Origin of the sequence: Streptomyces misionensis, assembly GCF_900104815.1 — a bacterium.
Taxonomy (GTDB): domain Bacteria; phylum Actinomycetota; class Actinomycetes; order Streptomycetales; family Streptomycetaceae; genus Streptomyces; species Streptomyces misionensis.
Map to the genome: position 1 here is coordinate 5,225,648 of NZ_FNTD01000004.1, position 23,096 is coordinate 5,248,743.

Below are 23,096 nucleotides of genomic sequence, written 5' to 3' on the forward strand. Positions count from 1 at the left end.
GCGAGCGGCTGGCCGTGGGCGCCCCTGTGCGGGCGCAAAAAAAAGAGGGGGCTCGCGGCCCCCTCCGTCGCTCCGTGCGCGCTCGCGTCAGGCGCCCGCGCACTCCGGGCACAGCCCCCGGTACGTCACCTCGACGTCCGACACCGTGAAGCCGAAGCGCTCGGCGTCGGGGAGGTCGGCGAGCGGGTTGCCCGTCGGGTGCACGTCACGGATCGCGCCGCAGTGGGCGCAGACCAGGTGGTGGTGCGGCCGGTGCGCGTTCGGGTCGTACCGCTTGGCGCGCTTGTCCGTGGTGACTTCCAGGACCTCGCCGAGGGTGACCAGCTCACCGAGCGTGTTGTAGACGGTCGCCCGGGAGATCTCCGGCAGCTTCGCGACAGCCCGCGCATGGACCTCGTCGGCTGTCAGATGGACGTGCTCGCCGTCGAGGACCTCGGCCACCACGCGTCGCTGCGCGGTCATCCGCCATCCGCGTCCACGCAGTCGTTCCAGAAGGTCGCTCATGGCTACCAGCCTAACAGCAAGGGGGACCAGGACGGGAATAGGTGTGAGATTGGAATCCTGTTTGACTTGGACTAAGTCCAATGTAGGATCGGACTCGGCTTTGGCCAAGGGACAGGATTGGCCGGCGATGACGCAGGAGGCGCACGTGACACAGGGACCGCTCACCACGGAGGCCGGTGCTCCGGTGGCCGACAACCAGAACAGCGAGACGGCGGGCGTCGGCGGCCCCGTTCTGGTCCAGGACCAGCTGCTGCTGGAGAAGCTGGCCCACTTCAACCGGGAGCGCATCCCGGAGCGGGTCGTGCACGCGCGCGGCGCCGGGGCCTACGGCACCTTCACGGTGACCGCGGACGTGACGCCGTACACCCGCGCCGCGTTCCTCTCGGAGATCGGCAAGGAGACCGAGGTCTTCCTGCGCTTCTCCACCGTGGCCGGGAACCTGGGCGCGGCGGACGCCGTCCGCGACCCGCGCGGTTTCGCGGTGAAGTTCTACACCGAGGAGGGCAACTACGACCTCGTCGGCAACAACACCCCGGTCTTCTTCATCCGGGACGCGATCAAGTTCCCCGACTTCATCCACACCCAGAAGCGCGACCCGTACACCGGCAGCACGGAGGCCGACAACGTCTGGGACTTCTGGAGCCTGTCGCCCGAGTCGACGCACCAGGTGACCTGGCTGTTCGGCGACCGCGGCATCCCGGCGTCGTACCGGCACATGGACGGCTTCGGCTCGCACACCTTCCAGTGGAACAACGAGGCCGGCGAGGCCTTCTGGGTCAAGTACCACTTCAAGACCGACCAGGGGATCAAGAACCTCACCGCCGAGGAGGCCGCCGTCCTCGCCGGCCAGGACCCCGACTCGCACCAGCGTGACCTGCGCGAGGCGATCGAGCGGGGCGAGTTCCCGAGCTGGACCGTGGGCGTGCAGATCATGCCGGTGGCGGACGCGGCGACGTACCGCTTCAACCCGTTCGACCTGACCAAGGTGTGGCCGCACGCGGACTACCCGGTCATCGAGATCGGCAAGCTGGAGCTGAACCGCAACCCGCAGAACATCTTCGCCGAGGTCGAGCAGTCGATCTTCAGCCCCTCGCACTTCGTGCCGGGCATCGGCCCCTCGCCGGACAAGATGCTCCAGGGCCGGCTCTTCGCGTACGGCGACGCGCACCGCTACCGCGTCGGCATCAACGCCGACCACCTGCCGGTCAACCGTCCGCACGCCACCGAGGCGCGCACCCACTCCCGCGACGGCCACCTCTACGACGGCCGGCACGGCGGCGCCAAGAACTACGAGCCCAACAGCTTCGGCGGGCCGCAGCAGACCGGGCGCGCGCTGTGGGCGTCGTACGACGGTTTCACCGCCGGCACCGGTGACCACCCGACTCCGCGGCACGCCGAGGACGACGACTTCGTGCAGGCGGGCAACCTCTACCGGCTGATGACGGAGGAGGAGAAGGAGCGGCTGGTCGCCAACCTGGCCGGGGCGATCTCCCAGGTCTCCCGCGAGGACATCGCGGAGCGCGCGATCGGCAACTTCGCGGCCGCGGACGCCGACTTCGGCAAGCGGCTGGAGGCGGCGGTGCGGGCGCTGCGCGGCTGAGCCGACGGCACGCCTGCGCCTGTCGGACGGGCCGGATCCCCTGGTGCTCGGGGTCCGGCCCGTTTCGCGTGCCCGGGGGCGCCGCCGGGGCCGGAGCGGTGTCCCGGCCGGCCTCAGGAGCCGGCCCGGGCCAGTCCGGCGGGCTCGCGGTCCGGGACCCAGCGGCGGATGATGTCCCGGACCGAGACGATTCCGGCGACCTCGCCGTGGTCCAGCACGATCAGGTGCCGGAAGCCGCCGTGGGTCATGGCCCGGGCGGCCTCCTCCAGCGTCCAGGTCGGCGCGGCGAAGACGACGTCGGTGGTGGTGTGCGCGTGGGCGCGCTCGGTGTCCGGGTCCTGGCCGAGGCCGACGGAGTTGAGGACGTCGCGCTCGGTGAGGATGCCGATGCCGCCGGCGTCCGGGTCGAGTACGACGGCGGCGCCGATGCGCCGCGCGGACATCAAAGTGGCTGCTTCACGGAGGGTGTGGGCGGGGCCGAGGGTGAGGATCACCGTGCTCATGGCGTCGCGGACCAGCATGGGTGGGGCCACCTCCTGGAGGATCCGGGAACCTTGTCCCCGGATTCACAAATTCACAAGTGGGGGTGGTCTCAGCGTCTCAGGCCAAGGCCGGGTCAACAAGAGGGCGCACGCGGACCGCCGGGGGGCGTGCGCAAGCGTCCCGCCTGTCTCACTGGCGCCGGTTGAGATACCCCAGCATCTCGTCGTGCAGCAGCCCGTTGGAGGCCGCCGCGTTGCCGCTGTGCGGGCCGGGGCGGCCGTCGAGCCCGGTGAAGGTGCCGCCGGCCTCCGTGACGACGATGGCGTTGGCGGCCATGTCCCACAGCGACAGCTCCGGCTCCGCGCACAGGTCCACCGAGCCCTCGGCGACCATCATGTACGGCCAGAAGTCCCCGTACCCGCGGGTGCGCCAGACCTGGCGGGTGAGGTCGAGGAAGCCGTCGAGCCGGTCCTGCTCCTCCCAGCCGGACAGGGACGAGTAGGCGAAGGAGGCGTCCGCGAGGTCGCTCACGCCGGAGACGTGGATACGGGACGCCGAGGTCAGGTTGCGGCCGGTGAAGGCGCCGTGTCCCTTCGCGGCCCACCAGCGGCGGCCGAGGGCGGGGGCGGAGACGAGGCCGACGACGGGCTGGTAGCCGCCCTCACCGGCCTCCATCAGCGAGATCAGGGTGGCCCAGACGGGCACGCCGCGCACGTAGTTCTTGGTGCCGTCGATCGGGTCGATCACCCAGCGGCGGGGGCCGGAGCCCTCGATGCCATACTCCTCGCCGAGGACCGCGTCTCTGGGGCGGGCCCGCTGGAGCTGGCCGCGGATGAGTTCTTCGGCCGCCTTGTCCGCCTCGCTCACCGGGGTCATGTCCGGCTTCGTCTCCACCTTGAGGTCGAGGGCCTTGAAGCGGTCCATGGTGGCGGCGTCGGCCGCGTCGGCGAGGACGTGGGCGAGACGGAGGTCGTCGAGGTAGTCCGGCATGTACGTCACGCTATCGGTCGAGGTCGGCGCGGGGCCAGCGAGGGGCTTTCCGGGCGGTTCGCGGTCGCGGCCGACGGCGCTGCCGCCTCCCGGAGGCCCCGGGGCGGGCGGCCGGACGCGCGGGTGGCCCTTCCCTCCCCCCTTGACACCTCCCGAAAGCCCGTCAAATCTGGGCGGAACGCCCTTCGACCCAGGGAGGCGAGGATGGCTGCTGCCCGGGAGTCCCTGCTGGACGCCGCTTTCACGGCGCTCGACCGCCGGCCGTGGCCGGCGGTGCGGATGGTGGAGGTGGCCGCCGCGGCGGGCGTGTCCCGGCAGACGCTCTACAACGAGTTCGGCAGCAAGGACGGCCTCGCGCGGGCGCTGGTGCGCCGGGAGACCGAGGGATATCTCGCCGGGGTGGAGCGGGCCCTCGCCGGCACCGGCGGCACCCGGGAGCGGCTCACCGCGACCGCCGAGTGGACGACCGCGGCGGCCCGGGACAACGCGCTGGTCCGGGCCTTGCTCACCGGCTGCTGGAGCGAACGGCTGCCCCGGCCGTGGCGCGGCCCGGTCCGGGTACCGGCCCCGCGCCGGGCGGAGCGGCCGCTGCCCACGCCACCGGACCTCGTCCGGATGGTCCGCGACCGTGCCGTTACCGCGCTCGCCGCACCCGGCACGGGCGACGCGGCCACCGCCGAACTCGCCCGTTCCTGCGAGCTCGTCGTGCGTCTCGCCCTCTCCTGCGTGGCGGCACCGCCGGCCGAGGGCGGGCTCGCCGAACTGGTCCGGGCCGTGGTGCCGCACCCCGCGCGCTGACCCTCACCCGGCACCCCGCGACGGGCTACCCGGCGCGGGGCGGCGGCGGTTGACCCGCCCGCCACTCACCGCGAGACCGCGTCCCGCGCAACTAGTGCGCCGATCCCGACAGTTGCAGACCGATGATGCCCACGATCACGAAGGCGATGGAGACGAGCTTCAGGGTGGAGACCACGTCGCCGAGGAAGATCATGCCGTAGATCGCGGTGCCGGTCGCGCCGATGCCGGTCCACACCGCGTAGGCCGGGCCGACGTCGAGTTTGCGCAGGGAGAGGGTCAGCAGGCCGAAGCTGCCGAGGGCGAAGGACGCGAAGGCGATCGTCGGCCACAGCCGGGTGAAGCCGTGGGAGAGCTTGAGGCACACGGCGAAGCCGGTCTCCAGCATTCCGGCCACGATGACCAGCAGCCACGCCATGCGCTGTCCTCCCGTTGATCCGGAACCCCGACCCGGTGTGATTATGCACGTGCCGCACCCCCGGTCGGGCGCACAACGCGAAGGTCAGTCGCCTTCCGTGCGCTCCCGCGTCGCCAGCAGCCGCCGCAGCGAGTACAGCCGCGCCGGGTCCGCGTGCCCCGCCTCCACCCAGGCGTCCAGCGCGCAGTCCGGCTCGTCGTGGCTGCACGCGCGCGGGCAGTCCGCGGTGCCCGGCTCCAGGTCCGGGAAGGCGTGGATGACCCGGGACGGATCGATGTGCGCCAGACCGAAGGACCGCACCCCGGGGGTGTCGACCACCCAGCCGTCCGCCCGCGCCAGCGGCAGCGCGAGCGCCGACGTGGTGGTGTGCCGGCCGCGCCCCGTCACCGCGTTGACGTGTCCCGTCGTACGCCGCCGCTCCTCCGGCACCAGCGCGTTCACCAGTGTCGTCTTGCCCACGCCCGAGTGGCCCACGAACGCGGTGATCCGGCCCCCGAGGTGCTCGCGCACCCGGTCCGCCGCGTCCCCGTTCTCCAGTTCGTCGCGGCTGGTGACCACGTAGGGGATGTCCAGATCGCCGTACAGCTCCAGGAGTTTGTCCGGCGGGGCCAGGTCCGACTTGGTCAGCACCAGCAGCGGTTCGAGCCCGCCGTCGTAGGCGGCGACCAGACAGCGGTCGATCAGCCGGGGCCGGGGCTCGGGGTCCGCGAGGGCCGTGACGATCGCCAGCTGGTCGGCGTTGGCGACCACCACCCGCTCGTACGGGTCGTCGTCGTCCGCCGTGCGCCGCAGCACCGAGGCGCGCGCCTCGATCCGCACGATCCGCGCGAGCGTGTCCTTCCTGCCGGACAGATCACCGACCAGCGCCACCCGGTCGCCGACCACCGCGGCCTTGCGGCCCAGCTCCCGCGCCTTCATCGCCATCACGACCCGGTCCTCGACCAGGCAGGTCAGCCGCCCGCGGTCCACGGTGAGGACCAGTCCCTCGGCCGCGTCCTCGTGCTTGGGCCGGATGTTGGTCCGCGGCCGGTTGCCCTTGCGGTTGGGGCGCGTGCGGATGTCGTCCTCGTCGGTGTGCTTGCCGTAGCGGCGCATGGCGTGTCCCTACTGCCCGAGCATCCCGGTCCACAGCTCGGGGAAGTCCGGCAGGGTCTTCGCCGTCGTCGCGATGTTCTCGATGCGCACGCCCTCGACCGCCAGGCCGATGATCGCGCCGGCGGTGGCCATGCGGTGGTCCTCGTAGGTGTGGAAGGTGCCGCCGTGCAGCGGGCGCGGGCGGATGTGCAGACCGTCGGCCGTCTCCGTGACGTCGCCGCCGAGCTCGTTGATCTCCTTGGTGAGCGCGGCCAGCCGGTCCGTCTCGTGCAGCCGCAGATGGGCCACGTTGCGCAGGGTCGAGGGGGAGTCGGCGAGCGCGGCGACGGCCGCGATGCCCGGGGTCAGCTCGCCGACGTCACCGAGGTCGACGTCGATGCCGTGGACGGCGCCGGAACCCGTGAACACCAGCCCGTACTCGGTCAGTTCGCAGGAGCCGCCCATCTCGGTGAAGATCTCGCGCAGCCGGTCGCCCGGCTGGGTGGTGCGCTCGGGCCAGTCCGGGATCAGCACCTTGCCGCCCGTCACCAGCGCCGCCGCCAGGAACGGCTGCGCGTTGGACAGGTCCGGCTCGATCGTCAGGTCCCGGCCGAGCAGCGCGCCCGGCGTCACCCGCCACACGTTCGGCTCGCCGCCCGACTCCGGGGTGTCCACCTGGGCGCCGACCGCGCGCAGCATGTCCACCGTCATCCGGATGTGCGGCATGGAGGGCAGCGTCGCGCCCGTGTGCCGGACCTCCACGCCCTGGTTGAAGCGCGGGGCGGACAGCAGCAGGGCGGAGACGAACTGCGAGGAGGACGACGCGTCGATGGAGACCGGGCCGCCGTCCAGCGCCCCGCCGCCGTGCACGGTCAGCGGCAGCGCGCCCCGGCCGTCGTCGTCGATCCGGGCGCCCAGCACGCGCAGCGCGTCGATCACGCCGTGCAGGGGACGCTCGTACGACCGCGGGTCACCGTCGAACCGGATCGGGCCGTCGGCCAGCGCGGCCACCGGGGGCAGGAAGCGCATCACGGTGCCGGCGTTGCCGACGTCCACCGTGGCCGGGCCGTGCAGCCCGGTCGGCAGCACCCGCCAGGCCTCGCCGGCGGCGTCGGAGCCGGCCGCGACGGAGGAGCTGGACGACACCGTCTCCTCGATCTCCACGCCCATGGCCCGCAGCGCGTCCGCCATCAGCAGGGTGTCGCGGGAGCGCAGCGGGCGGCGCAGCCAGCCGGGCTCGGAGGCGAGGGCGGCCAGCACCAGGGCGCGGTTGGTGACCGACTTGGACCCCGGCACGTGGACCGTGGCGTCGACGGCTCCGCTCGCGTGCGGGGCGGGCCAGAGGGCGGAGGAGGCGGTGTTCGGGGCCATGGGCCCACTTTATAAGGCTTTATGAGAAGGGCCGCAGGTCAACCTCGCGGGGCGGTCTCAGACCTCCAGCAGCCAGCGGCCCCCGCCGATCAGCGAGCACAGCGACACCGCGTGGAACAGGAACAGCCACAGGCCCGCCGGGACGTGCGTCAGCCGCGACAACTGGTCCGCGTCCGAGTCCCCGGCGTCGCCCCGTCGGCGCTTGCGCTGGAGCTCGAACGGCGGCCGTACGCCCCCGACCAGCAGGAACCACACCACGGCGTACGCGAACGCCGCCTGCACCTGCGGCCCCGCGAGCCAGGACACCAGCAGGAACGCACCGCCCGCGAGCACCACGGTCAGCACGCCGTACGCGTTGCGGATCATCACCAGCATCAGCGCCAGCAGCGCCGTCGCCGCCCACAGCAGCAGCGTGATGCGGCCCGTGGCCAGCAGCGCGGCGCCGCCGAGGCCCAGCAGCGAGGGGGCGGTGTAGCCCGCCGCCGCGGTGAGGATCATGCCGAGCCCGTACGGCTTGCCGCGGCTCACCGTGAGCCCGCTGGTGTCCGAGTGCAGCCGGATGCCGGTCAGCTGCCGGCCGGTGAGCAGGGCGATCAGCCCGTGGCCGCCCTCGTGCGCGATGGTGATCGCGTTGCGCGATATCAGCCACACCGGGCGCGGGGCGATCACCACCAGAGCGGCGGCCAGGGTGGCGAGCACCACCCACAGGGCGGGGTCGGGCTGGGTGCCGGTGAGCCGGTCCCAGAGGTCGGGGAGCGCGGTGGCGGCGAGGTCGTTCATGTGTCCGAGTGGCTCCCTGGGTCGGTGCGGAGTCTGGCAGTGTGGCACGTATGTGCGGACGGTATGCAGCCAGTCGTAGGCCCGAGGACCTCGCCCACGCCTTCGGGATCGAGAGGTGGGAGCCCGAGGAGGCCCTGGAGCCGGACTACAACGTGGCCCCCACCAAGGAGGTCCACGCCGTACTCGACCGCCCCCTGAAAGACGCGGACTCGCCGCGCCCGGTTCGCCAGCTGCGCCGGCTGCGATGGGGCCTGGTGCCGTCCTGGGCCAAGACCCCCGAGGGCGGCGCCCGGATGATCAACGCGCGCGCCGAGACCGTGCACGAGAAGCCCGCCTACCGCCGCGCCTTCGCCGCCCGCCGGTGCATCCTGCCCGCCGACGGTTACTACGAATGGGTGACCGGACAGCAGGAACGGGACCTGGAGGTCGAGGGGAAGAAGAAGCGGCCCCGCAAGCAGCCGTACTTCGTGCTGCCCGCCGACGGCTCGGTGTTCGCGATGGCCGGCCTCTACGAGTTCTGGCGCGACCGGACGCTGCCCGACGACCACCCCCAGGCCTGGTGGGTCACCTGCTCGGTGATCACCACGGAGGCCGAGCGGACCCCGCTCGCCGTCGCCCCGGCCGAGGGCCCCCGCTCGCTCGCGGAGATCCACCCCCGGATGCCGCTGATGCTCACCCCGGACCGCTGGGACGCCTGGCTGGACCCCTCCCGCACCGACCCGGAGGAGCTGCGCGCCCTGCTCGCCCCGCCCCCGCCGGGACTGATGCGCGCCTACCCGGTCGCCACCGCCGTCAGCAACGTCCGCAACAACGGGCCGGAGCTGCTGAAGGAGCTGGAGGGCCCGGAAGAGGGCACACTGTTCTAGGGTCTTTCGTTTGGATCAGGCCGGATCAGGGAGCGGGGTCTGGTGCGTGCAGATGCAAGGCGGAGGAGGGAGTCAACGCGGTGGGGGTGCCCCCGTGCGAGCGAAGCCGAGCGTGGGGGAGTTGGCGACTGACGACAACGCCGCAGATGTGCGTGCCGGGCCCCGCGAGCCCGGCCTGATCCAAACGAGAGGCCCTAGCGTGATCGAGATTGTCGAGACCGACACAGGAACCGCCCGCATCACCTGGCACCGGGCGACGGACCCCAGGGCCGTGCTCGCGCTGAGCCACGGCGCCGGCGGTGGCGTCGAGGCCCGCGACCTCCAGGCCCTCGCGGGCGCCCTGCCCGCGCACGGCGTGACTGTCGCCCTGGTGGAGCAGCCCTGGCGGGTGGCGGGCAAGAAGGTGGCGCCCGCCCCGAAGACGCTGGACGCCGGGTGGCGGGGCATCTGGCCCTCGCTGTCCGGGATGGAGCTGCCGGTGATCTCCGGGGGCCGCAGCGCCGGCGCCCGCGTCGCCTGCCGCACGGCAACCGAGCTGGGCGCCCGCGCGGTGCTCGCGCTGAGCTTCCCGCTGCACCCGCCGGGCAAGCCGGAGAAGTCCCGGGCGCAGGAGCTGCTGGGCACCGGCCGACCCACCCTCGTCGTCCAGGGCGGCAGCGACCCCTTCGGCAGGCCCGCCGAGTTCCCCGAGGGCGACTTCCGGCTGATCGAGGTGCCGCAGGGCGATCACGGCTTCGCGGTGCCCAAGCGCGCGGACATCACCCAGGAGCGGGCCCTCCAGATCATCACCGAGGGGGTCGCCGAGTGGACCGCGTCACTCGGGTGACGGCCGGGAATGCCGCGCGGGGCGGCGCTGTTGAGGCGGACAGAAGTGCTGAGGCCTCGGCACCGACGTCGTGGGAAGGAAGTCCGCCGCATGGGTTCGACCATCTGCCCGGCCCGGCAGTCCAGTACCGAACTGGACTGGACGGTGTTCCACGCGCCCAAGGCCGGTCCTATTCGAGGGGCGGCGGGCCAGGGTCGTGTTCTATCCTCCGAAACGAGTGGGACCGGTTTCGGTGCCACCCGGGATCTTGAGGAGGTGGGTCCGGTCACTGGGACCGACGCGGGGACCGACAACGGCGGCCAGGCGGAGCAGCCCGAGGGCCGGGGCGCGAACGCGGAGGCGTTCTCCGAGTCGACCGCGGAGCGCAGCGCGCGCTTCGAGCGGGACGCGCTCGAATTCCTCGACCAGATGTACTCGGCCGCCCTGCGCATGACGCGCAACCCGGCCGACGCCGAGGACCTCGTGCAGGAGACGTACGCCAAGGCCTACGCGTCCTTCCACCAGTTCCGCGAGGGCACCAACCTCAAGGCGTGGCTGTACCGGATCCTCACCAACACGTTCATCAACTCCTACCGCAAGAAGCAGCGCGAGCCGCAGCGTTCGGCGGCGGAGGAGATCGAGGACTGGCAGCTCGCCCGTGCCGAGTCGCACATGTCGACGGGGCTGCGCTCCGCCGAGTCGCAGGCGCTCGACCATCTGCCCGACTCGGACGTGAAGGAAGCGCTCCAGGCCATCCCCGAGGAGTTCCGCATCGCCGTGTATCTCGCCGATGTCGAGGGGTTTGCCTACAAGGAGATCGCGGACATCATGGGGACACCCATCGGTACGGTGATGTCCCGGCTGCACCGGGGCCGCCGGCAACTGCGCGGCATGCTGGAGGACTACGCCCGTGACCGCGGGCTGGTCCCGGCGGGCGCCGGAGAGTCGAACGAAGCGAAAGGCTCGGGCTCATGAGCTGCGGAGAGCCGCACGAGACGGACTGCGGTGAGGTCCTGGACCATCTGTACGAGTTCCTCGACAGCGAGATGCCGGACGTCGATCGCGACAAGTTCCGGCACCACTTCGAGGAGTGCTCGCCGTGCCTGGAGAAGTACGGCCTGGAGCAGGCCGTGAAGAAGCTGGTCAAGCGGTGCTGCGGCCATGACGACGTGCCCGCGGACCTGCGCGCCAAGGTGATGGGGCGGCTGGAGCTGCTCCGCTCCGGGCAGCCCGCGCCCGACCACGACATCACCACCGCCCAGGACGGCTGACCGACCCGGGCCCGGTTCCCGCCCTCGCGCGCACGCGCCTGCCCCCGCTGCCGAAAGCCGCCGGGGAGACGTACGGCACTGTCTGATCCCGCCCGCGCCTGGGTAACCCATGGGTAATGAGCGCCGTTCCCGCCGCACGTGGTTGGATGCGAGGGAGAGGGCGCCCGGGGGCACAAGCCAGCCCACTGTGCGGAACCGGAACTGGCAGGCGGGAATCGTGAGGATCTTCGGCAAGGGACGGCACCGGCCCTCCGCCTCCTGGCGGCAGGCCACCGACCGCGCGTTCACGCTCATCGGCGACGGCCGGTACGAGGACGCGGGCGAACTGCTGACCCGCGCCGCCGACCTGGAGCCCTGGCTGTCCGAGTCCTGGTTCAACCTGGCACTGCTGCACAAGTTCCGGCACGACTGGGAGCAGGCCCGCGCCGCCGGACTGCGCGCCGTCGCCCTGCTCGACCGGGAGTCCGGCGCGCCCGACTGGTGGAACGTGGGCATCGCCGCCACCGCCCTCCAGGACTGGCCGCTGGCCCGCCGCGCCTGGCAGGCGTACGGGCTGAAGGTGCCCGGGGGTGTCGCCGCCGCCGGGGAACCGCTCGGCATGGAGCTGGGCAGCGCGGCCGTACGACTCTCCCCGGAGGGCGAGGCCGAGGTGGTGTGGGGCCGCCGTCTGGACCCCGCGCGGATCGAGGTGCTGTCCATCCCGCTGCCCTCCTCCGGCCGGCGCTGGGGCGAGGTCGTCCTGCACGACGGCGTTCCGCACGGCGAGCGCACCACCTCCGCCGGGCACAGCTACCCGGTCTTCGACGAGATCGAGCTGTGGGCGCCCTCGCCCGTCCCGACCTGGGTGGTGCTGCTGGAGGCGGCCACCGAGGCGGACCGGGACGCGCTGGAGCAGCTGGCCGCCGACGCCGGGTTCGCGGCGGAGGACTGGTCGTCCTCGGTGCGGCTGCTGTGCCGGATGTGCAGCGAGTCCCGGATGCCGTCCGACGAGGGCGAGGGGGTCCACCTGGACCCGCACGACCACAGCGAACCCGGTCACCCGGGCCCGCTGGGCCATCGCACCGACGGCCAGCTGTGGGTCCCGGAGCGCGAGTGCGGGGTGGCCGCGCCGCCCTCGCTGGTGCGGGGACTGCTGGACGGCTGGGTGGCCGACAGCCCCGATTCGAGGGACTGGCGGGACTTGGAAGAGGTTTGCTGAGCAGCGGGTGACCGGCCACCTTTAGGCTGTACACGCAGAATTTTCCAGGCTTGCAGGAAGGCGTACGTCGGTCATGGCGCAGCAGGACACCGATCAGCAGCACGCGGGCGTGCTCCCCGTCGACGACGAGGGCTATGTCGTGGACACGGAGGACTGCGAGGGGCGCGAGAAGGCCTGGCGGGAGAGCGGGACCTCGCGCCCGATCACGGTCGTCGGCAACCCGGTGCTGCACAAGGAGTGCAAGGACGTCACCGAGTTCGGCGAGGAGCTGCGGCAGCTGGTCGCCGACATGTTCGCCAGCCAGCGCACCGCCGAGGGCGTGGGGCTCGCCGCCAACCAGATCGGCGTCGACCTGAAGGTCTTCGTCTACGACTGCCAGGACGACGAGGGCGTCCGGCACGTCGGCGTGGTGTGCAACCCGAAGCTCGTCGAGCTGCCCGCGGACCGGCGCCGGCTGGACGACAGCAACGAGGGCTGCCTGTCCGTGCCCGGCGCCTACGCCGCGCTCGCGCGTCCCGACTACGCCGAGGTGACCGGCCAGGACGAGCAGGGCAACCCGATCAAGGTCCGCGGCACCGGGTACTTCGCACGGTGCCTGCAGCACGAGACCGACCACCTCTACGGCTACCTCTACATCGACCGGCTGTCCAAGCGGGACCGCAAGGACGCGCTGCGGCAGATGGCCGAGAACGAGCCGCGCTACCCCGTGGTCGCCAACGACTAGCGGCTGCCGACATGTTGGGCGCCCCGCCGGGATCACCCCGGCCGGGCGCCCTTCTTCTTGCCCTTCTTCGCCCGTCAGTGCGTCGTACAGGCACTCGTTTCCGCTGCCGCCGGTGATCATTTCCCGGTCACACAAGAGGGGCTTCTCGGCATCTTGGGGTAGTGAGTGAAGCAAATCCGTTCCCACAGCGGTCAGTTGTAGTGCTGAATGGGAAGTGAGGGACAGGCACGGCGCGCGCCCGGCACACCCGAGGGCGTGCGTATCCGGCGGCTGAGAGGGGTTTGTTCTGTGCAAGCTTTCCCACACAGCACCACAGAGTCACCGACGGCGGTCGCGGTACCACCCTCACTGGCGCTCCCGGTGATCGAGTCCCGTTTTCCCCGGCAACTTCACCCGTATTGGCCCCGGCTCCAGGAGAAGACCCGGCACTGGCTGCTGGAAAAACGGCTGATGCCGGCGGAGAAGGTGCGCGAGTACGCGGACGATCTGCGCTACACCGACCTGATGGCGGGCTACTACACGGACGCCTCCGAGGACGTGCTCCAGGCCATTGCGGACTACAGCGCCTGGTTCTTCGTCTGGGACGACCGTCACGACCGCGACATCGTGCACGGCCGGGTGGGCGACTGGCGGCGGCTGCGGCACCGGCTGCACGCGGCACTCGACGCTCCCCGGCACCATCTGCACCACCCGGACCCGCTGGTAGCGGGCTTCGCCGACAGCGTGCTGCGGCTCTACGGGTTTCTGTCGCGCACCTGGAACCAGCGGTTCGCCCGGCACTTCCACGCGGTCGTCGAGGCGTACGACCGTGAATTCCGGAACCGCACCAGGGGATACATACCGGGCGTCGAAGAATATCTGGCACTGCGCCGTCTCACCTTCGCGCACCGGATCTGGACGGATCTGCTGGAAGTCGGTGCCGGTTGCGAACTCCCGTCCTTCGTCCGGAAGCACCCGGCCTATCGCCGTGCCGCCCTGCTCAGTCAGGAATTCGCCGCCTGGTACAACGATCTGTGTTCACTTCCGAAGGAAATAGCGGGCGACGAGGTCCACAATCTCGGGATCAGTCTCATCACCCATGAGGGGATGACCCTGGAAGAGGCGGTGGACGATGTCAGGCGACGCGTCGAGGACTGCGTCCACGAATTTCTCGACGCCGAACGCGAGGCCCTTGAATTCGCGGACGCACTTGCCGACGGCACGGTCCGCGGAAAGGAACTGAGTACCGCCGTCCGCATCTGCGTCGGCAACATGCGCAACTGGTTCAGCTCCGTCTACTGGTTCCACCACGAGTCCGGCCGGTACATGGTGGACAGCTGGGACGACCGCTCCACGCCCCCGTACGTCACGAACGAAGCGGCAGGTGAGAAATGACCGTCGAGTCTGTGCAGCCCCAGACCTCCGACGCCCCGGCGCAGTTGCGCGAACCACCCCTGGCCGGCGGCGCCGTGCCGGTGTTCGGGCACGGCCTCAAACTGGTCCGCGATCCGCTGGACTTCATGTCCCGGCTGCGCGACCACGGCGACATCGTGCGCCTCAGGCTCGGCCCCAAGACCGTGTACGCGGTGACCACCCCCGAACTCACCGGCGCGCTCGCCCTCAGCCCGGACTTCAAGATCGACGGCCCGGTCTGGGAGTCCCTGGTGGGCCTGCTCGGCAAGGAGGGCGTGGCCACCGCCAACGGCCCCGTGCACCGGCGCCAGCGCCGCACCATCCAGCCGGCCTTCCGGATGGACGCGATCCCGGCCTACGGCCCGATCATGGAGGAGGAGGCGCACGCCCTGACCGAGCGCTGGCGCCCCGGCGAGACCGTCGACTGCACCTCGGAGGCCTTCCGGGTGGCCGTCCGGATGGCGGCCCGCTGCCTGCTGCGCGGCGCGTTCATGGACGAGCGCGCCGAGCGGCTGAGCACCGACCTCGCCACCGTTTTCCGTGGGATGTACCGGCGGATGGTGGTCCCGCTGGGGCCGCTGTACCGACTGCCGTTTCCGGCCAACCGCGAATTCAACCGCGCTCTGGCCGATTTGCATCTGCTCGTGGACGAGATCGTCGCCGAGCGGAGGGCATCCGGTCAAAAGCCGGACGATTTGCTGACGGCATTGCTGGAGGCGAAGGACGACAATGGTGAGCCCATCGGGGAGCAGGAGATCCACGATCAGGTCGTGGCGATAATCACCCCCGGTGCCGAAACGATCGCGTCCACGATCATGTGGCTGCTCCAGGCGCTCGCGGAACACCCGGAGCACGCGGAGAAGGTGCGCGCGGAGGTCGAATCCGTGACCGGTGGCCGGCCTGTCGGATTCGAACACGTCCGCTCCCTCAGGCACACCAACAATCTCATCCTGGAGGCCATCCGGCTGCGTCCCGCCGTATGGATTCTGACCCGCCGGGCGACCGCCGACACCGCGCTGGGCGACTATCGCATTCCGGCCGGTGCGGACATCATCTACAGCCCGTACGCCATTCAGCGCGACCCCCGCTCGTACGACCGCCACCTCGACTTCGACCCGGACCGCTGGCTGCCGGAGCGGGCCAAGGAGGTGCCGAAGTACGCCATGAGCCCCTTCAGCGTCGGCAACCGCAAGTGCCCCAGCGACCACTTCTCGATGGCCCAGCTGAGTCTGATCACGGCGGCGGTCACGGCCAGGTACCGCTTCGAACCGGCCGCCGACTCCAACGACGCGGTCCGCGTGGGCATCACCCTGCGCCCGGACAACCTGCGGCTGCGGCCGCTGCCCTGGTAGGCCCGGACGTCTCCCGCCGGCGCGCGCTCAGGCGGCCTGAGGGCCCCGGAACGCGCGCCGGTAGGCGTTCGGCGTGGTGCCGAGCGCCCGGACGAACTGGTGGCGCAGCGCGGCCGCCGTGCCGAACCCGGTGCGGGCGGCGATCGCGTCCACGGTCTCGTCCGTGCCCTCCAGCAACTCCTGGGCGCGCAACACCCGTTGGCGCAGGATCCAGCGGTAGGGCGTGGTCCCGGTCTCCTGCTGGAAGCGGCGGGCGAAGGTGCGCGGGGCCATGTGGGCGCGAGCGGCGAGCTGCTCCACGGTCACCTCCGTGTCCAGGTGCTCCTCCATCCACACCAGCACCTCGCCGACGGTGTCGCAGGGCGCCTTGGGCAGCGGCCGCTCGATGTACTGGGCCTGGCCGCCGTCCCGGTGCGGCGGGACCACCATCCGCCGGGCGATCTTGTTGGCGACCTCCGGACCCTGCTCCTTGCGCACCAGGTGCAGACAGGCGTCGATGCCGGCCGCGGTGCCGGCGGAGGTGATCACCGGGTCCTCGTCCACGTACAGGACGTCCGGTTCCACGGCGAGCCGCGGATAGCGCCGGGCCAGCCGCTCGGCATGGTGCCAGTGCACCGCGCACCGCCGTCCGTCCAGCAGTCCCGCGGCGGCCAGCACGAACACCCCGGAGCAGACGCTCAGCACCCGGCAGCCGCGCCCGACCGCCCGGCGCAGCGCGTCGAGGAGCTCCGGCGGATAGTCCCGCTCGACGTAGCTCTCGCCGGCCGGCACGGCGATCAGATCGGCCTCTTCCAGCCGCTCCAGGCCGTGCGGGGTGGAGACGGTGAACCCGCAGTGGGTGCCGAGCTCGGGCCCCTCGGCCGAGACCACGGCGAAGTCGTACACCGGCAGTCCCTCGTCGCTGCGGTCGATGCCGAACACCTCGCAGACGACGCCCAGCTCGAAGGGGTGCACTCCGTTCAGCAGCACGGCGGCCACGTTCTTCAGCATGCCCCCAGTGTGCCGCAGCACTGGCAGCAATTCGAGGGTGTACGGCAGTCCTGCCACTCCCGGTCAGGAGCGTCCGGCAGGACAGTGGTGGCATGACTGGAAACCAGATCCAAGGCCTGATCGGAATGACCGCCACCCTCGGCATCCTGGTCCTCCTGGTCCTTCCCTCCGTGCTCGGCATCCTGCGCGACAGGCGCATCGACCGGCAGATCAGGAAGGCCCAGGAGGCCCACGCGGAGCAGGAGGCTCAGAAGTCCTCGTCCAGGTCGACGGTGCCCTCCACCGCCACCTGGTACGCCGACGGACGCCGCTCGAAGAAGTTGGTCAGCTCCTGAACGCCCTGGAGCTCCATGAAGGAGAAGGGGTTCTCGGAGCCGTAGACCGGCGCGAAGCCCAGCCGGGTCAGCCGCTGGTCGGCCACGCACTCCAGGTACTGCCGCATCGACTCGGTGTTCATGCCCGGGAGGCCGTCACCGCACAGGTCGCGCGCGAACTGCAGCTCGGCCTCGACGGCCTCCCGCAGCATGTCGGTGACCTCCTGCCGGAGCCGGTCGTCGAACAGCTCCGGCTCCTCCTTGCGGACGGTGTCGACCACGTCGAAGGCGAAGGACATGTGCATCGTCTCGTCGCGGAACACCCAGTTGGTGCCGGTGGCCAGGCCGTGCAGCAGGCCCCGGCTGCGGAACCAGTAGACGTACGCGAAGGCGCCGTAGAAGAACAGGCCCTCGATGCACGCGGCGAAGCAGATCAGGTTGAGCAGGAAGCGCCGGCGGTCCGCCTGCGTCTCCAGCCGGTCGATCCGCTCCACCGAGTCGATCCACTTGAAGCAGAACTCGGCCTTCGAGCGGATCGACGGGATGTTCTCGACGGCCGCGAACGCCGCCGCCCGGTCGTCCGGGTCGGGCAGGTAGGTGTCCAGCAGCGTCAGGTAGAACTGGACGTGCACCGCCTCCTCGAACAGCTGACGGCTCAGGTACAGCCGCGCCTCGGGGGAGTTGATGTGCTTGTACAGCGTCAGCACCAGGTTGTTGGCGACGATCGAGTCACCCGTCGCGAAGAACGCGACCAGGCGGCCGATCAGATGCTGCTCGGCCGGGCTGAGCTTGGCGAGGTCGGCGACGTCCGAGTGGAGGTCGACCTCCTCCACGGTCCAGGTGTTCTTGATGGCGTCCCGGTAGCGCTCGTAGAAGTCCGGGTAGCGCATGGGACGCAGGGTCAGTTCGAAGCCCGGGTCGAGCAGGTTGGTGTTGCGTTCGGTCTTCACTGGCAGGCCTCGCAGGACTCGGGGTTTTCCAGGGAGCAGGCGACGGCCTCGGGGTCGGCGACCTGCTGGACGGGGATGGTCTGCTGCGCACGGGCGGCACGGGCGATCCGGGTCGCCGGGCGCGAACGCAGGTAGTACGTCGTCTTCAGCCCGGACTTCCAGGCGTACGCGTACATCGAGGAGAGCTTGCCGATGGTCGGCGTCTCCATGAACAGGTTCAGGGACTGCGCCTGGTCGAGGAACGGGGTGCGCGCCGCCGCCATGTCGATCAGGCCGCGCTGCGGGATCTCCCACGCCGTGCGGTACAGCGTCCGCACGTCCTCGGGGATCCACGCGAAGCCCTGCACCGAGCCGTTGGACTCGCGCAGCGCCTCCCGGGTGCGCGCGTCCCAGACGCCCAGGTCCTTCAGGTCCTGCACCAGGTAGGAGTTGACCTGGAGGAACTCCCCGGACAGCGTCTCGCGCTTGAACAGGTTGGACACCTGCGGCTCGATGCACTCGTACACGCCCGCGATGGAGGCGATGGTGGCCGTCGGGGCGATCGCCAGCAGCAGCGAGTTGCGCAGGCCGACCGCCGCGATCCGGGTGCGCAGCGCCGCCCAGCGCTCCGGCCAGGTCTCCTGGACGCCGTAGTGGTCGGGGTGCAGCACCCCGCGCGCGGTCCGGGTCCGCTCCCAGGCCGGCAGCGGGCCGCTGCGCTCGGCGAGGTCGGCGGACGCCTCGTACGCGGCGAGCATGATCCGCTCGGCGATCCGGGTGGACAGCGCCTTCGCCTCCGGCGAGTCGAAGGGCAGCCGCAGCTTGAAGAAGACGTCCTGGAGGCCCATCGCGCCCAGGCCCACCGGACGCCACTTCGCGTTGGAGCGGCCGGCCTGCTCGGTCGGGTAGAAGTTGATGTCCACGACGCGGTCGAGGAAGGTGACGGCGGTGCGGACGGTCTCGTCGAGCCGCTCCCAGTCGATGTCCCCCGTCGCCGTGTCGACGAACGCGCCCAGGTTGACGGAGCCCAGGTTGCAGACCGCCGTCTCGCCGTCGTCGGTGACCTCCAGGATCTCCGTGCAGAGGTTGGAGGAGTGGATGACCTGGCCCGGCTCCGCGGTCTGGTTGGCGGTGCGGTTGGCGGCGTCCTTGAAGGTCATCCAGCCCTGGCCGGTCTGCGCGAGGGTGCGCATCATCCGGCCGTACAGCTCCCGGGCGGGCATGGTCTTGCGCGCGAGCCCCTTGCGCTCCGCCTCGCGGTAGGCGGCGTCGAACTCGGCGCCCCACAGGTCCACCAGCTGAGGCACGTCCGCCGGGGAGAACAGCGACCACTGCTCGTCGGCGTCGACCCGGCGCATGAACTCGTCCGGCACCCAGTGCGCGAGGTTCAGGTTGTGCGTGCGGCGGGCGTCCTCACCGGTGTTGTCCCGCAGCTCCAGGAACTCCTCGATGTCGGAGTGCCAGGTCTCCAGGTACACCGCGGCCGCGCCCTTGCGCCGGCCTCCCTGGTTCACCGCGGCCACCGAGGCGTCCAGGGTCTTCAGGAACGGCACGATGCCGTTGGAGTGCCCGTTGGTGCCCCGGATCAGCGAACCGCGGGCCCGGATGCGGGAGTACGACAGCCCGATGCCGCCGGCGTGCTTGGAGAGCCGGGCGACCTGGTGGTAGCGGTCGTAGATGGAGTCCAGCTCGTCCAGCGGGGAGTCGAGGAGGTAGCAGGACGACATCTGGGGGTGCCGGGTGCCGGAGTTGAACAGCGTGGGGGAGGAGGGCAGGTAGTCGAGCCGGCTCATGAGCCCGTAGAGCGCGGCGACCTCGTCCAGAGCGCGGACGGAGTCGTCCTCGGCCAGCCCCGCGGCGACCCGCAGCATGAAGTGCTGGGGCGTCTCGATGACCTTGCGGGTGATCGGGTGGCGCAGCAGGTAGCGGCTGTGCAGGGTGCGCAGGCCGAAGTAGCCGAAGCGGTCGTCGGCGCCGGTGTCCACCAGCGCGTCCAGGCGAGCGGCGTGGACCCGCGCGAACTCGGCGGTCCGGTCGGCGATGAGGCCTTCGCGGTGTCCGACGGCGACCGACTCGGTGAACGAGGTCACGCCCTGCGAGGCGGCCTCGGCCCGGATGGAGACGGTCAGCAGCCGGGCGGCGAGCCGCGAGTACGCGGGGTCCTCGGAGATCAGGCCGGCCGCGGCCTCGGTCGCCAGTTCGCGCAGCTCCGCCTCGTCGGCGTGGGCCGACCGGCCGCGCAGCGCGGCGGCGGCGACCCGGCCGGGGTCGGCGTCGGGGAGGTCTCCGGTCAGCTCGGTCAGGGTCCGCAGCAGCGCGGCACCGGGACCGTCGTTCTCCAGATCCGGGGCTGATGCCGGTTCGGCTGGCGCGATGGTCACGTGGGGCTCTCCCTCGCTCGGCACGGGGGCCTGGCGGAGGGCAGGGGCAGCCACGAGCGCACACGGCGTCGCGTCCACCGGCCCACTCCACGAGGCCCGGACGTCTCAGGGCACCCGGACCGGACGGCCGGGTGCGCTGTCGGCAGGTCCTCGGACTGACTCCTGTGCGCGGATACGCACAAGTACACCGTTGCGGGACAGTTCCGGATTCGCACCGGATTCCCCTGCGGCGACAGCGAGCATGAGCATACATCTAGTGCCGGGCTGCCGTGTCACCCCCAGATGTTGTGTCGCCCTGGTATCAGAGCGTCAACTTGTAGGTGATGAGAGTGACGTCGTCCAGCTCCGGGAGGGGGTTCCAGTCCCGCTCGGGCGTGCGCACGAACCCGAGGCGTTCGTAGAGCCGGTGGGCGCTGTGCATGGCGCGCTGGCTGGAGAGGACGACGGACGAGCACCCCGCGGTGGCCCGCGCGCGCTCGACACAGGCGCGCACGAGGGCTTCGCCGGCACCCCTGCCGCGCGCCTCGCGCCGCACCGCCAGCGCCCGGATCTCGGCCTCGCCGGGGCGCGCGATGTCGGCGACGGGGCCGCCCGAGGGGACGAAGGTCACGCCGCCGACGACGCGGTCCCCCAACACGGCGGCGAGCACCTCGGCCGAGGCGGCTCGCGCGGCCACGTCCTTGAGCACGGTGAGGTACGGGTCGCTCGCGCCGAAGTCGAGGAGGTCGTCGAGGAGGTACGCCTCGGCCGTGAGTTCGCCGAGTTCGTCGTACTCGGCCGGGTCGGCGGGTCGGATTCGGATGTCCATGCCGGCGAGTGTGCACGACAACGGGCCGCCGGAGCATGTGCTTTCCGGCGGCCCGTGCGCGGTTCCTCGTCTCCGGATCCGGTCAGTGGGTGGTGCCCGCCGTGGCCGGCGGCAGTTCCACCTCGACCCCCGCGTCGCCCGCGTCGGCCGTGTAGTCCGAGGGGCTCGTCTCGTCCACGCCCTCGGGGGCCTTCACGGCCTTGAGGACGACGGTGAGGACGACGGTGACCACGACGTTCAGCACGAACGCCGTCATGCCGATGTAGCCGATCTGGCCGATGCCCGGGATCTCGTCGGCCGAGCCGCCGAAGTGCTTCTGGGTCGGCGAGGCGACACCGTACGCGGCGAGGGTGCCGTAGACCATGCCGACCGCCCAGCCGGCGAGCAGCGCCCAGCGGTGGAACCAGCGGGTGAACAGACCGCCGACCAGCGCCGGGAAGGTCTGCAGGATCCAGATGCCGCCGAGCAGCTGGAAGTTGATCGCGACCGTCTTGTCCATGCCGAGCACGAAGACCAGCGCGCCCACCTTCACCAGCAGCGACACGAACTTGGAGACCTGGGCCTCCTGCTTCGGCGTGGCGTCCGGCTTGATGAAGTCCTTGTAGATGTTGCGGGTGAAGAGGTTCGCCGCCGCGATGGACATGATCGCCGCCGGGACCAGCGCGCCGATGCCGATGGCCGCGAAGGCCACGCCCGTGAACCAGTCCGGGAACATGTCCTCGAACAGCTGCGGGATCGCCAGCTGCCCGTTGTCCACCTTGACCCCGGCCGCGATCGCCATGAAGCCCAGCAGCGCCAGCAGGCCGAGCATCAGCGAGTACAGCGGCAGGATGGTGGTGTTGCGCCGGATCACCTCACGGCTGCGGGAGGAGAGCGTCGCGGTGATCGAGTGCGGGTACATGAACAGCGCGAGCGCCGAGCCCAGCGCCAGGGTGGCGTACGACCACTGGCCCGCCGGCGGTGGGGCGAGCGCCCCGCGCGGCTTGCCGGTGGCCGGGCTGAGCTGGCTGAAGGCGTGGCCGGCCTTGGCGAAGATGTCGTCGAACCCGCCCAGCTTGATCGGGATGTAGATGATCGCCACCAGGATCACGATGTAGATCAGCGCGTCCTTGACGAAGGCGATCAGCGCGGGCGCCCGCAGACCCGAGGAGTACGTGTACGCCGCCAGCACCGCGAAGGCGATCAGCAGCGGCAGGTCCTTCACGAACTCGTTGGTGTTGTCCCCGCCGCCCACGCCCATCACGTCCAGCACCGCCTGGATGCCGACGAGTTGCAGCGCGATGTACGGCATCGTCGCGAGGATGCCGGTCAGCGCCACCGCGAGCGACAGCCCCTTCGAGCCGAACCGGCCGCGCACGAAGTCGGAGGTGGTCACGTACCCGTGGCGGTGCGAGACCGACCACAGGCGCGGCAGGAAGGTGAAGATCAGCGGGTACACCAGGATCGTGTAGGGCACCGCGAAGAAGCCGGACGCGCCCGCCGCGTAGATCGCCGCGGGCACGGCGACGAAGGTGTACGCCGTGTACAGGTCACCGCCGAGCAGGAACCAGGTGATCCAGGTGCCGAACGACCGTCCGCCCAGGCCCCATTCGTCCAGGGAGTGCTCGTTCTCGGCCCGCCGCCAGCGTGCGGCGAGGAAGCCCATGACCGTGACGGCCAGGAAGAAGAAGATGAAGACGCCGAGCGCGACGCCGTTGACGCCGTCCTTCACCGTGCCGCACCCCCCTGCGCGTCCTTGCGGGAGCGCTGGTCGTGCTGCCACAGCTTGTACGCGATCATGGTGAGCGCGGTGGAGATCAGCACCCAGACCATCTGGTACCAGTAGAAGAACGGGATCCCGATGAAGGCGGGGTCCGTCTTCGCGTACGAGCCGACCCACAGCATCGCCACGAAGGGCGCGACGAGACACAGGCCGATGATCACCCTCACCGGTGTCACGACCGGTGGTCTCACTTCAGGTGTTTCGGACATGTCACGGCTCCGTCCCCTCGCTGATCACCTGTGTAATGCGCAGGCAATCTAGGTGACGGTGTCCGGGCAGAGGAAGACCC

Annotated in this window: 24 protein-coding genes and 1 riboswitch; of the genes, 11 read left to right on the forward strand and 13 right to left on the reverse strand. The window is 71.0% G+C overall.

Annotated features, from left to right (window positions below; genetic code table 11):
* Positions 1-87: 87 nt before the first annotated feature.
* Complete coding sequence (locus BLW85_RS25530; protein WP_071828860.1) at positions 88-504, reverse strand: Fur family transcriptional regulator; 417 nt, start codon at positions 502-504, stop codon at positions 88-90.
* A gap of 145 nt (positions 505-649) precedes the next feature.
* On the opposite strand from BLW85_RS25530, the gene BLW85_RS25535 reads away from it, so the two are divergent.
* Positions 650-2,104, forward strand: coding sequence for a catalase (locus tag BLW85_RS25535; RefSeq protein ID WP_070026998.1), 1,455 nt, complete (start codon positions 650-652; stop codon positions 2,102-2,104).
* A gap of 113 nt (positions 2,105-2,217) precedes the next feature.
* On the opposite strand, the gene BLW85_RS25540 is transcribed toward BLW85_RS25535, so the two are convergent.
* Together BLW85_RS25540 and hisN are read right to left on the reverse strand one after the other, a co-directional pair.
* Complete coding sequence (locus BLW85_RS25540; RefSeq protein WP_070026837.1) at positions 2,218-2,625, reverse strand: CBS domain-containing protein; 408 nt, start codon at positions 2,623-2,625, stop codon at positions 2,218-2,220.
* Between the two features lie 151 nt (positions 2,626-2,776).
* Positions 2,777-3,577 (reverse strand): histidinol-phosphatase, encoded by an 801-nt coding sequence (gene hisN, locus BLW85_RS25545; RefSeq protein WP_074993205.1) that lies wholly within the window; start codon positions 3,575-3,577, stop codon positions 2,777-2,779.
* Between the two features lie 204 nt (positions 3,578-3,781).
* Between hisN and BLW85_RS25550 the strand changes: the two genes are divergently transcribed.
* Positions 3,782-4,375 carry a TetR/AcrR family transcriptional regulator gene (locus BLW85_RS25550; RefSeq protein ID WP_074993206.1) on the forward strand — a complete coding sequence of 198 codons (594 nt, stop codon included), beginning with the start codon at positions 3,782-3,784 and terminating at the stop codon, positions 4,373-4,375.
* Positions 4,376-4,466: 91 nt separating this feature from the next.
* On the opposite strand, the gene BLW85_RS25555 is transcribed toward BLW85_RS25550, so the two are convergent.
* From BLW85_RS25555 to BLW85_RS25570, 4 genes are all read right to left on the reverse strand, one after another.
* Positions 4,467-4,790 carry a DMT family transporter gene (locus BLW85_RS25555; protein WP_070026832.1) on the reverse strand — a complete coding sequence of 108 codons (324 nt, stop codon included), beginning with the start codon at positions 4,788-4,790 and terminating at the stop codon, positions 4,467-4,469.
* Positions 4,791-4,874: 84 nt separating this feature from the next.
* Positions 4,875-5,885, reverse strand: coding sequence for a ribosome small subunit-dependent GTPase A (rsgA, locus tag BLW85_RS25560; RefSeq protein ID WP_070026828.1), 1,011 nt, complete (start codon positions 5,883-5,885; stop codon positions 4,875-4,877).
* Positions 5,886-5,894: 9 nt separating this feature from the next.
* Positions 5,895-7,235, reverse strand: a complete 1,341-nt coding sequence (aroA, locus tag BLW85_RS25565; protein WP_070026826.1) for a 3-phosphoshikimate 1-carboxyvinyltransferase — start codon at positions 7,233-7,235, stop codon at positions 5,895-5,897.
* Positions 7,236-7,292: 57 nt separating this feature from the next.
* The gene (locus BLW85_RS25570; protein WP_074993207.1) at positions 7,293-8,015 is read right to left on the reverse strand and encodes a M50 family metallopeptidase; all 723 of its coding nucleotides are present in this window, start codon (positions 8,013-8,015) and stop codon (positions 7,293-7,295) included.
* Positions 8,016-8,065: 50 nt separating this feature from the next.
* Here BLW85_RS25570 and BLW85_RS25575 point away from each other — a divergent pair, with 50 nt between their 5' ends.
* From BLW85_RS25575 to BLW85_RS25610, 8 genes are all read left to right on the forward strand, one after another.
* Positions 8,066-8,881 (forward strand): SOS response-associated peptidase, encoded by an 816-nt coding sequence (locus BLW85_RS25575; RefSeq protein ID WP_070026823.1) that lies wholly within the window; start codon positions 8,066-8,068, stop codon positions 8,879-8,881.
* A 199-nt stretch (positions 8,882-9,080) separates the two neighbouring features.
* Positions 9,081-9,707: an alpha/beta hydrolase family protein gene (locus BLW85_RS25580; RefSeq protein ID WP_074993208.1), complete on the forward strand. Its 627-nt coding sequence runs from the start codon at positions 9,081-9,083 to the stop codon at positions 9,705-9,707.
* 255 nt (positions 9,708-9,962) lie between these two features.
* On the forward strand, positions 9,963-10,661 hold the full coding sequence (gene sigR / locus BLW85_RS25585) for an RNA polymerase sigma factor SigR (protein WP_070026821.1): 699 nt from the start codon (positions 9,963-9,965) through the stop codon (positions 10,659-10,661).
* Complete coding sequence (gene rsrA, locus BLW85_RS25590; protein ID WP_070026819.1) at positions 10,658-10,957, forward strand: mycothiol system anti-sigma-R factor; 300 nt, start codon at positions 10,658-10,660, stop codon at positions 10,955-10,957. Before sigR ends, rsrA begins: the two co-directional genes overlap by 4 nt.
* A gap of 217 nt (positions 10,958-11,174) precedes the next feature.
* Positions 11,175-12,155 (forward strand): hypothetical protein, encoded by a 981-nt coding sequence (locus tag BLW85_RS25595; protein ID WP_070026997.1) that lies wholly within the window; start codon positions 11,175-11,177, stop codon positions 12,153-12,155.
* A 73-nt stretch (positions 12,156-12,228) separates the two neighbouring features.
* Positions 12,229-12,879 (forward strand): peptide deformylase, encoded by a 651-nt coding sequence (gene def / locus BLW85_RS25600; RefSeq protein WP_070026817.1) that lies wholly within the window; start codon positions 12,229-12,231, stop codon positions 12,877-12,879.
* Positions 12,880-13,167: 288 nt separating this feature from the next.
* The gene (cyc1, locus tag BLW85_RS25605; RefSeq protein WP_107409180.1) at positions 13,168-14,253 is read left to right on the forward strand and encodes an epi-isozizaene synthase; all 1,086 of its coding nucleotides are present in this window, start codon (positions 13,168-13,170) and stop codon (positions 14,251-14,253) included.
* Positions 14,250-15,623 carry a bifunctional albaflavenone monooxygenase/terpene synthase gene (locus BLW85_RS25610; RefSeq protein WP_070026813.1) on the forward strand — a complete coding sequence of 458 codons (1,374 nt, stop codon included), beginning with the start codon at positions 14,250-14,252 and terminating at the stop codon, positions 15,621-15,623. The genes cyc1 and BLW85_RS25610 overlap by 4 nt, the downstream gene beginning before the upstream one ends.
* A gap of 27 nt (positions 15,624-15,650) precedes the next feature.
* Here the strand turns inward: BLW85_RS25610 and BLW85_RS25615 are convergent, their stop codons facing one another.
* Positions 15,651-16,613, reverse strand: a complete 963-nt coding sequence (locus BLW85_RS25615; protein ID WP_070026811.1) for a GlxA family transcriptional regulator — start codon at positions 16,611-16,613, stop codon at positions 15,651-15,653.
* 92 nt (positions 16,614-16,705) lie between these two features.
* Between BLW85_RS25615 and BLW85_RS25620 the strand changes: the two genes are divergently transcribed.
* Entirely contained in the window at positions 16,706-16,948 is a 243-nt protein-coding gene (locus BLW85_RS25620; protein ID WP_071828859.1) for a hypothetical protein, read from the forward strand.
* Here the strand turns inward: BLW85_RS25620 and BLW85_RS25625 are convergent.
* The 5 genes from BLW85_RS25625 to BLW85_RS25645 all read right to left on the reverse strand — a co-directional run bounded on the left by BLW85_RS25625 (position 16,861) and on the right by BLW85_RS25645 (position 23,016).
* Positions 16,861-17,817 (reverse strand): ribonucleotide-diphosphate reductase subunit beta, encoded by a 957-nt coding sequence (locus tag BLW85_RS25625; protein ID WP_239697933.1) that lies wholly within the window; start codon positions 17,815-17,817, stop codon positions 16,861-16,863. The two genes, BLW85_RS25620 and BLW85_RS25625, sit on opposite strands and share 88 nt — an antisense overlap.
* A gap of 56 nt (positions 17,818-17,873) precedes the next feature.
* The gene (locus BLW85_RS25630) at positions 17,874-20,237 is read right to left on the reverse strand and encodes a ribonucleoside-diphosphate reductase subunit alpha (protein ID WP_074993211.1); all 2,364 of its coding nucleotides are present in this window, start codon (positions 20,235-20,237) and stop codon (positions 17,874-17,876) included.
* Between the two features lie 124 nt (positions 20,238-20,361).
* A riboswitch (cobalamin riboswitch) is annotated at positions 20,362-20,486 on the reverse strand.
* A 52-nt stretch (positions 20,487-20,538) separates the two neighbouring features.
* The gene (locus tag BLW85_RS25635) at positions 20,539-21,045 is read right to left on the reverse strand and encodes a GNAT family N-acetyltransferase (protein WP_074996207.1); all 507 of its coding nucleotides are present in this window, start codon (positions 21,043-21,045) and stop codon (positions 20,539-20,541) included.
* 82 nt (positions 21,046-21,127) lie between these two features.
* Positions 21,128-22,756, reverse strand: a complete 1,629-nt coding sequence (gene mctP / locus BLW85_RS25640; RefSeq protein ID WP_070026808.1) for a monocarboxylate uptake permease MctP — start codon at positions 22,754-22,756, stop codon at positions 21,128-21,130.
* Complete coding sequence (locus BLW85_RS25645; RefSeq protein WP_070026806.1) at positions 22,753-23,016, reverse strand: DUF3311 domain-containing protein; 264 nt, start codon at positions 23,014-23,016, stop codon at positions 22,753-22,755. The genes mctP and BLW85_RS25645 overlap by 4 nt, the downstream gene beginning before the upstream one ends.
* Positions 23,017-23,096: the final 80 nt, after the last annotated feature.

Excerpts from the sequence above, each read along its gene's own strand:
- BLW85_RS25530 (WP_071828860.1), bottom strand. The coding sequence starts at position 504 with ATGAGCGACCTTCTGGAACGACTGCGTGGACGCGGATGGCGGATGACC.
- BLW85_RS25540 (WP_070026837.1), bottom strand. The coding sequence starts at position 2,625 with ATGCTGGTCCGCGACGCCATGAGCACGGTGATCCTCACCCTCGGCCCC.
- hisN (WP_074993205.1), bottom strand. The coding sequence starts at position 3,577 with ATGCCGGACTACCTCGACGACCTCCGTCTCGCCCACGTCCTCGCCGAC.
- BLW85_RS25550 (WP_074993206.1), top strand. The coding sequence starts at position 3,782 with ATGGCTGCTGCCCGGGAGTCCCTGCTGGACGCCGCTTTCACGGCGCTC.
- BLW85_RS25555 (WP_070026832.1), bottom strand. The coding sequence starts at position 4,790 with ATGGCGTGGCTGCTGGTCATCGTGGCCGGAATGCTGGAGACCGGCTTC.
- rsgA (WP_070026828.1), bottom strand. The coding sequence starts at position 5,885 with ATGCGCCGCTACGGCAAGCACACCGACGAGGACGACATCCGCACGCGC.
- aroA (WP_070026826.1), bottom strand. The coding sequence starts at position 7,235 with ATGGCCCCGAACACCGCCTCCTCCGCCCTCTGGCCCGCCCCGCACGCG.
- BLW85_RS25570 (WP_074993207.1), bottom strand. The coding sequence starts at position 8,015 with ATGAACGACCTCGCCGCCACCGCGCTCCCCGACCTCTGGGACCGGCTC.
- BLW85_RS25575 (WP_070026823.1), top strand. The coding sequence starts at position 8,066 with ATGTGCGGACGGTATGCAGCCAGTCGTAGGCCCGAGGACCTCGCCCAC.
- rsrA (WP_070026819.1), top strand. The coding sequence starts at position 10,658 with ATGAGCTGCGGAGAGCCGCACGAGACGGACTGCGGTGAGGTCCTGGAC.
- def (WP_070026817.1), top strand. The coding sequence starts at position 12,229 with ATGGCGCAGCAGGACACCGATCAGCAGCACGCGGGCGTGCTCCCCGTC.
- BLW85_RS25610 (WP_070026813.1), top strand. The coding sequence starts at position 14,250 with ATGACCGTCGAGTCTGTGCAGCCCCAGACCTCCGACGCCCCGGCGCAG.
- BLW85_RS25615 (WP_070026811.1), bottom strand. The coding sequence starts at position 16,613 with ATGCTGAAGAACGTGGCCGCCGTGCTGCTGAACGGAGTGCACCCCTTC.
- BLW85_RS25620 (WP_071828859.1), top strand. The coding sequence starts at position 16,706 with ATGACTGGAAACCAGATCCAAGGCCTGATCGGAATGACCGCCACCCTC.
- BLW85_RS25625 (WP_239697933.1), bottom strand. The coding sequence starts at position 17,817 with ATGCGCTACCCGGACTTCTACGAGCGCTACCGGGACGCCATCAAGAAC.
- BLW85_RS25635 (WP_074996207.1), bottom strand. The coding sequence starts at position 21,045 with ATGGACATCCGAATCCGACCCGCCGACCCGGCCGAGTACGACGAACTC.
- BLW85_RS25645 (WP_070026806.1), bottom strand. The coding sequence starts at position 23,016 with ATGTCCGAAACACCTGAAGTGAGACCACCGGTCGTGACACCGGTGAGG.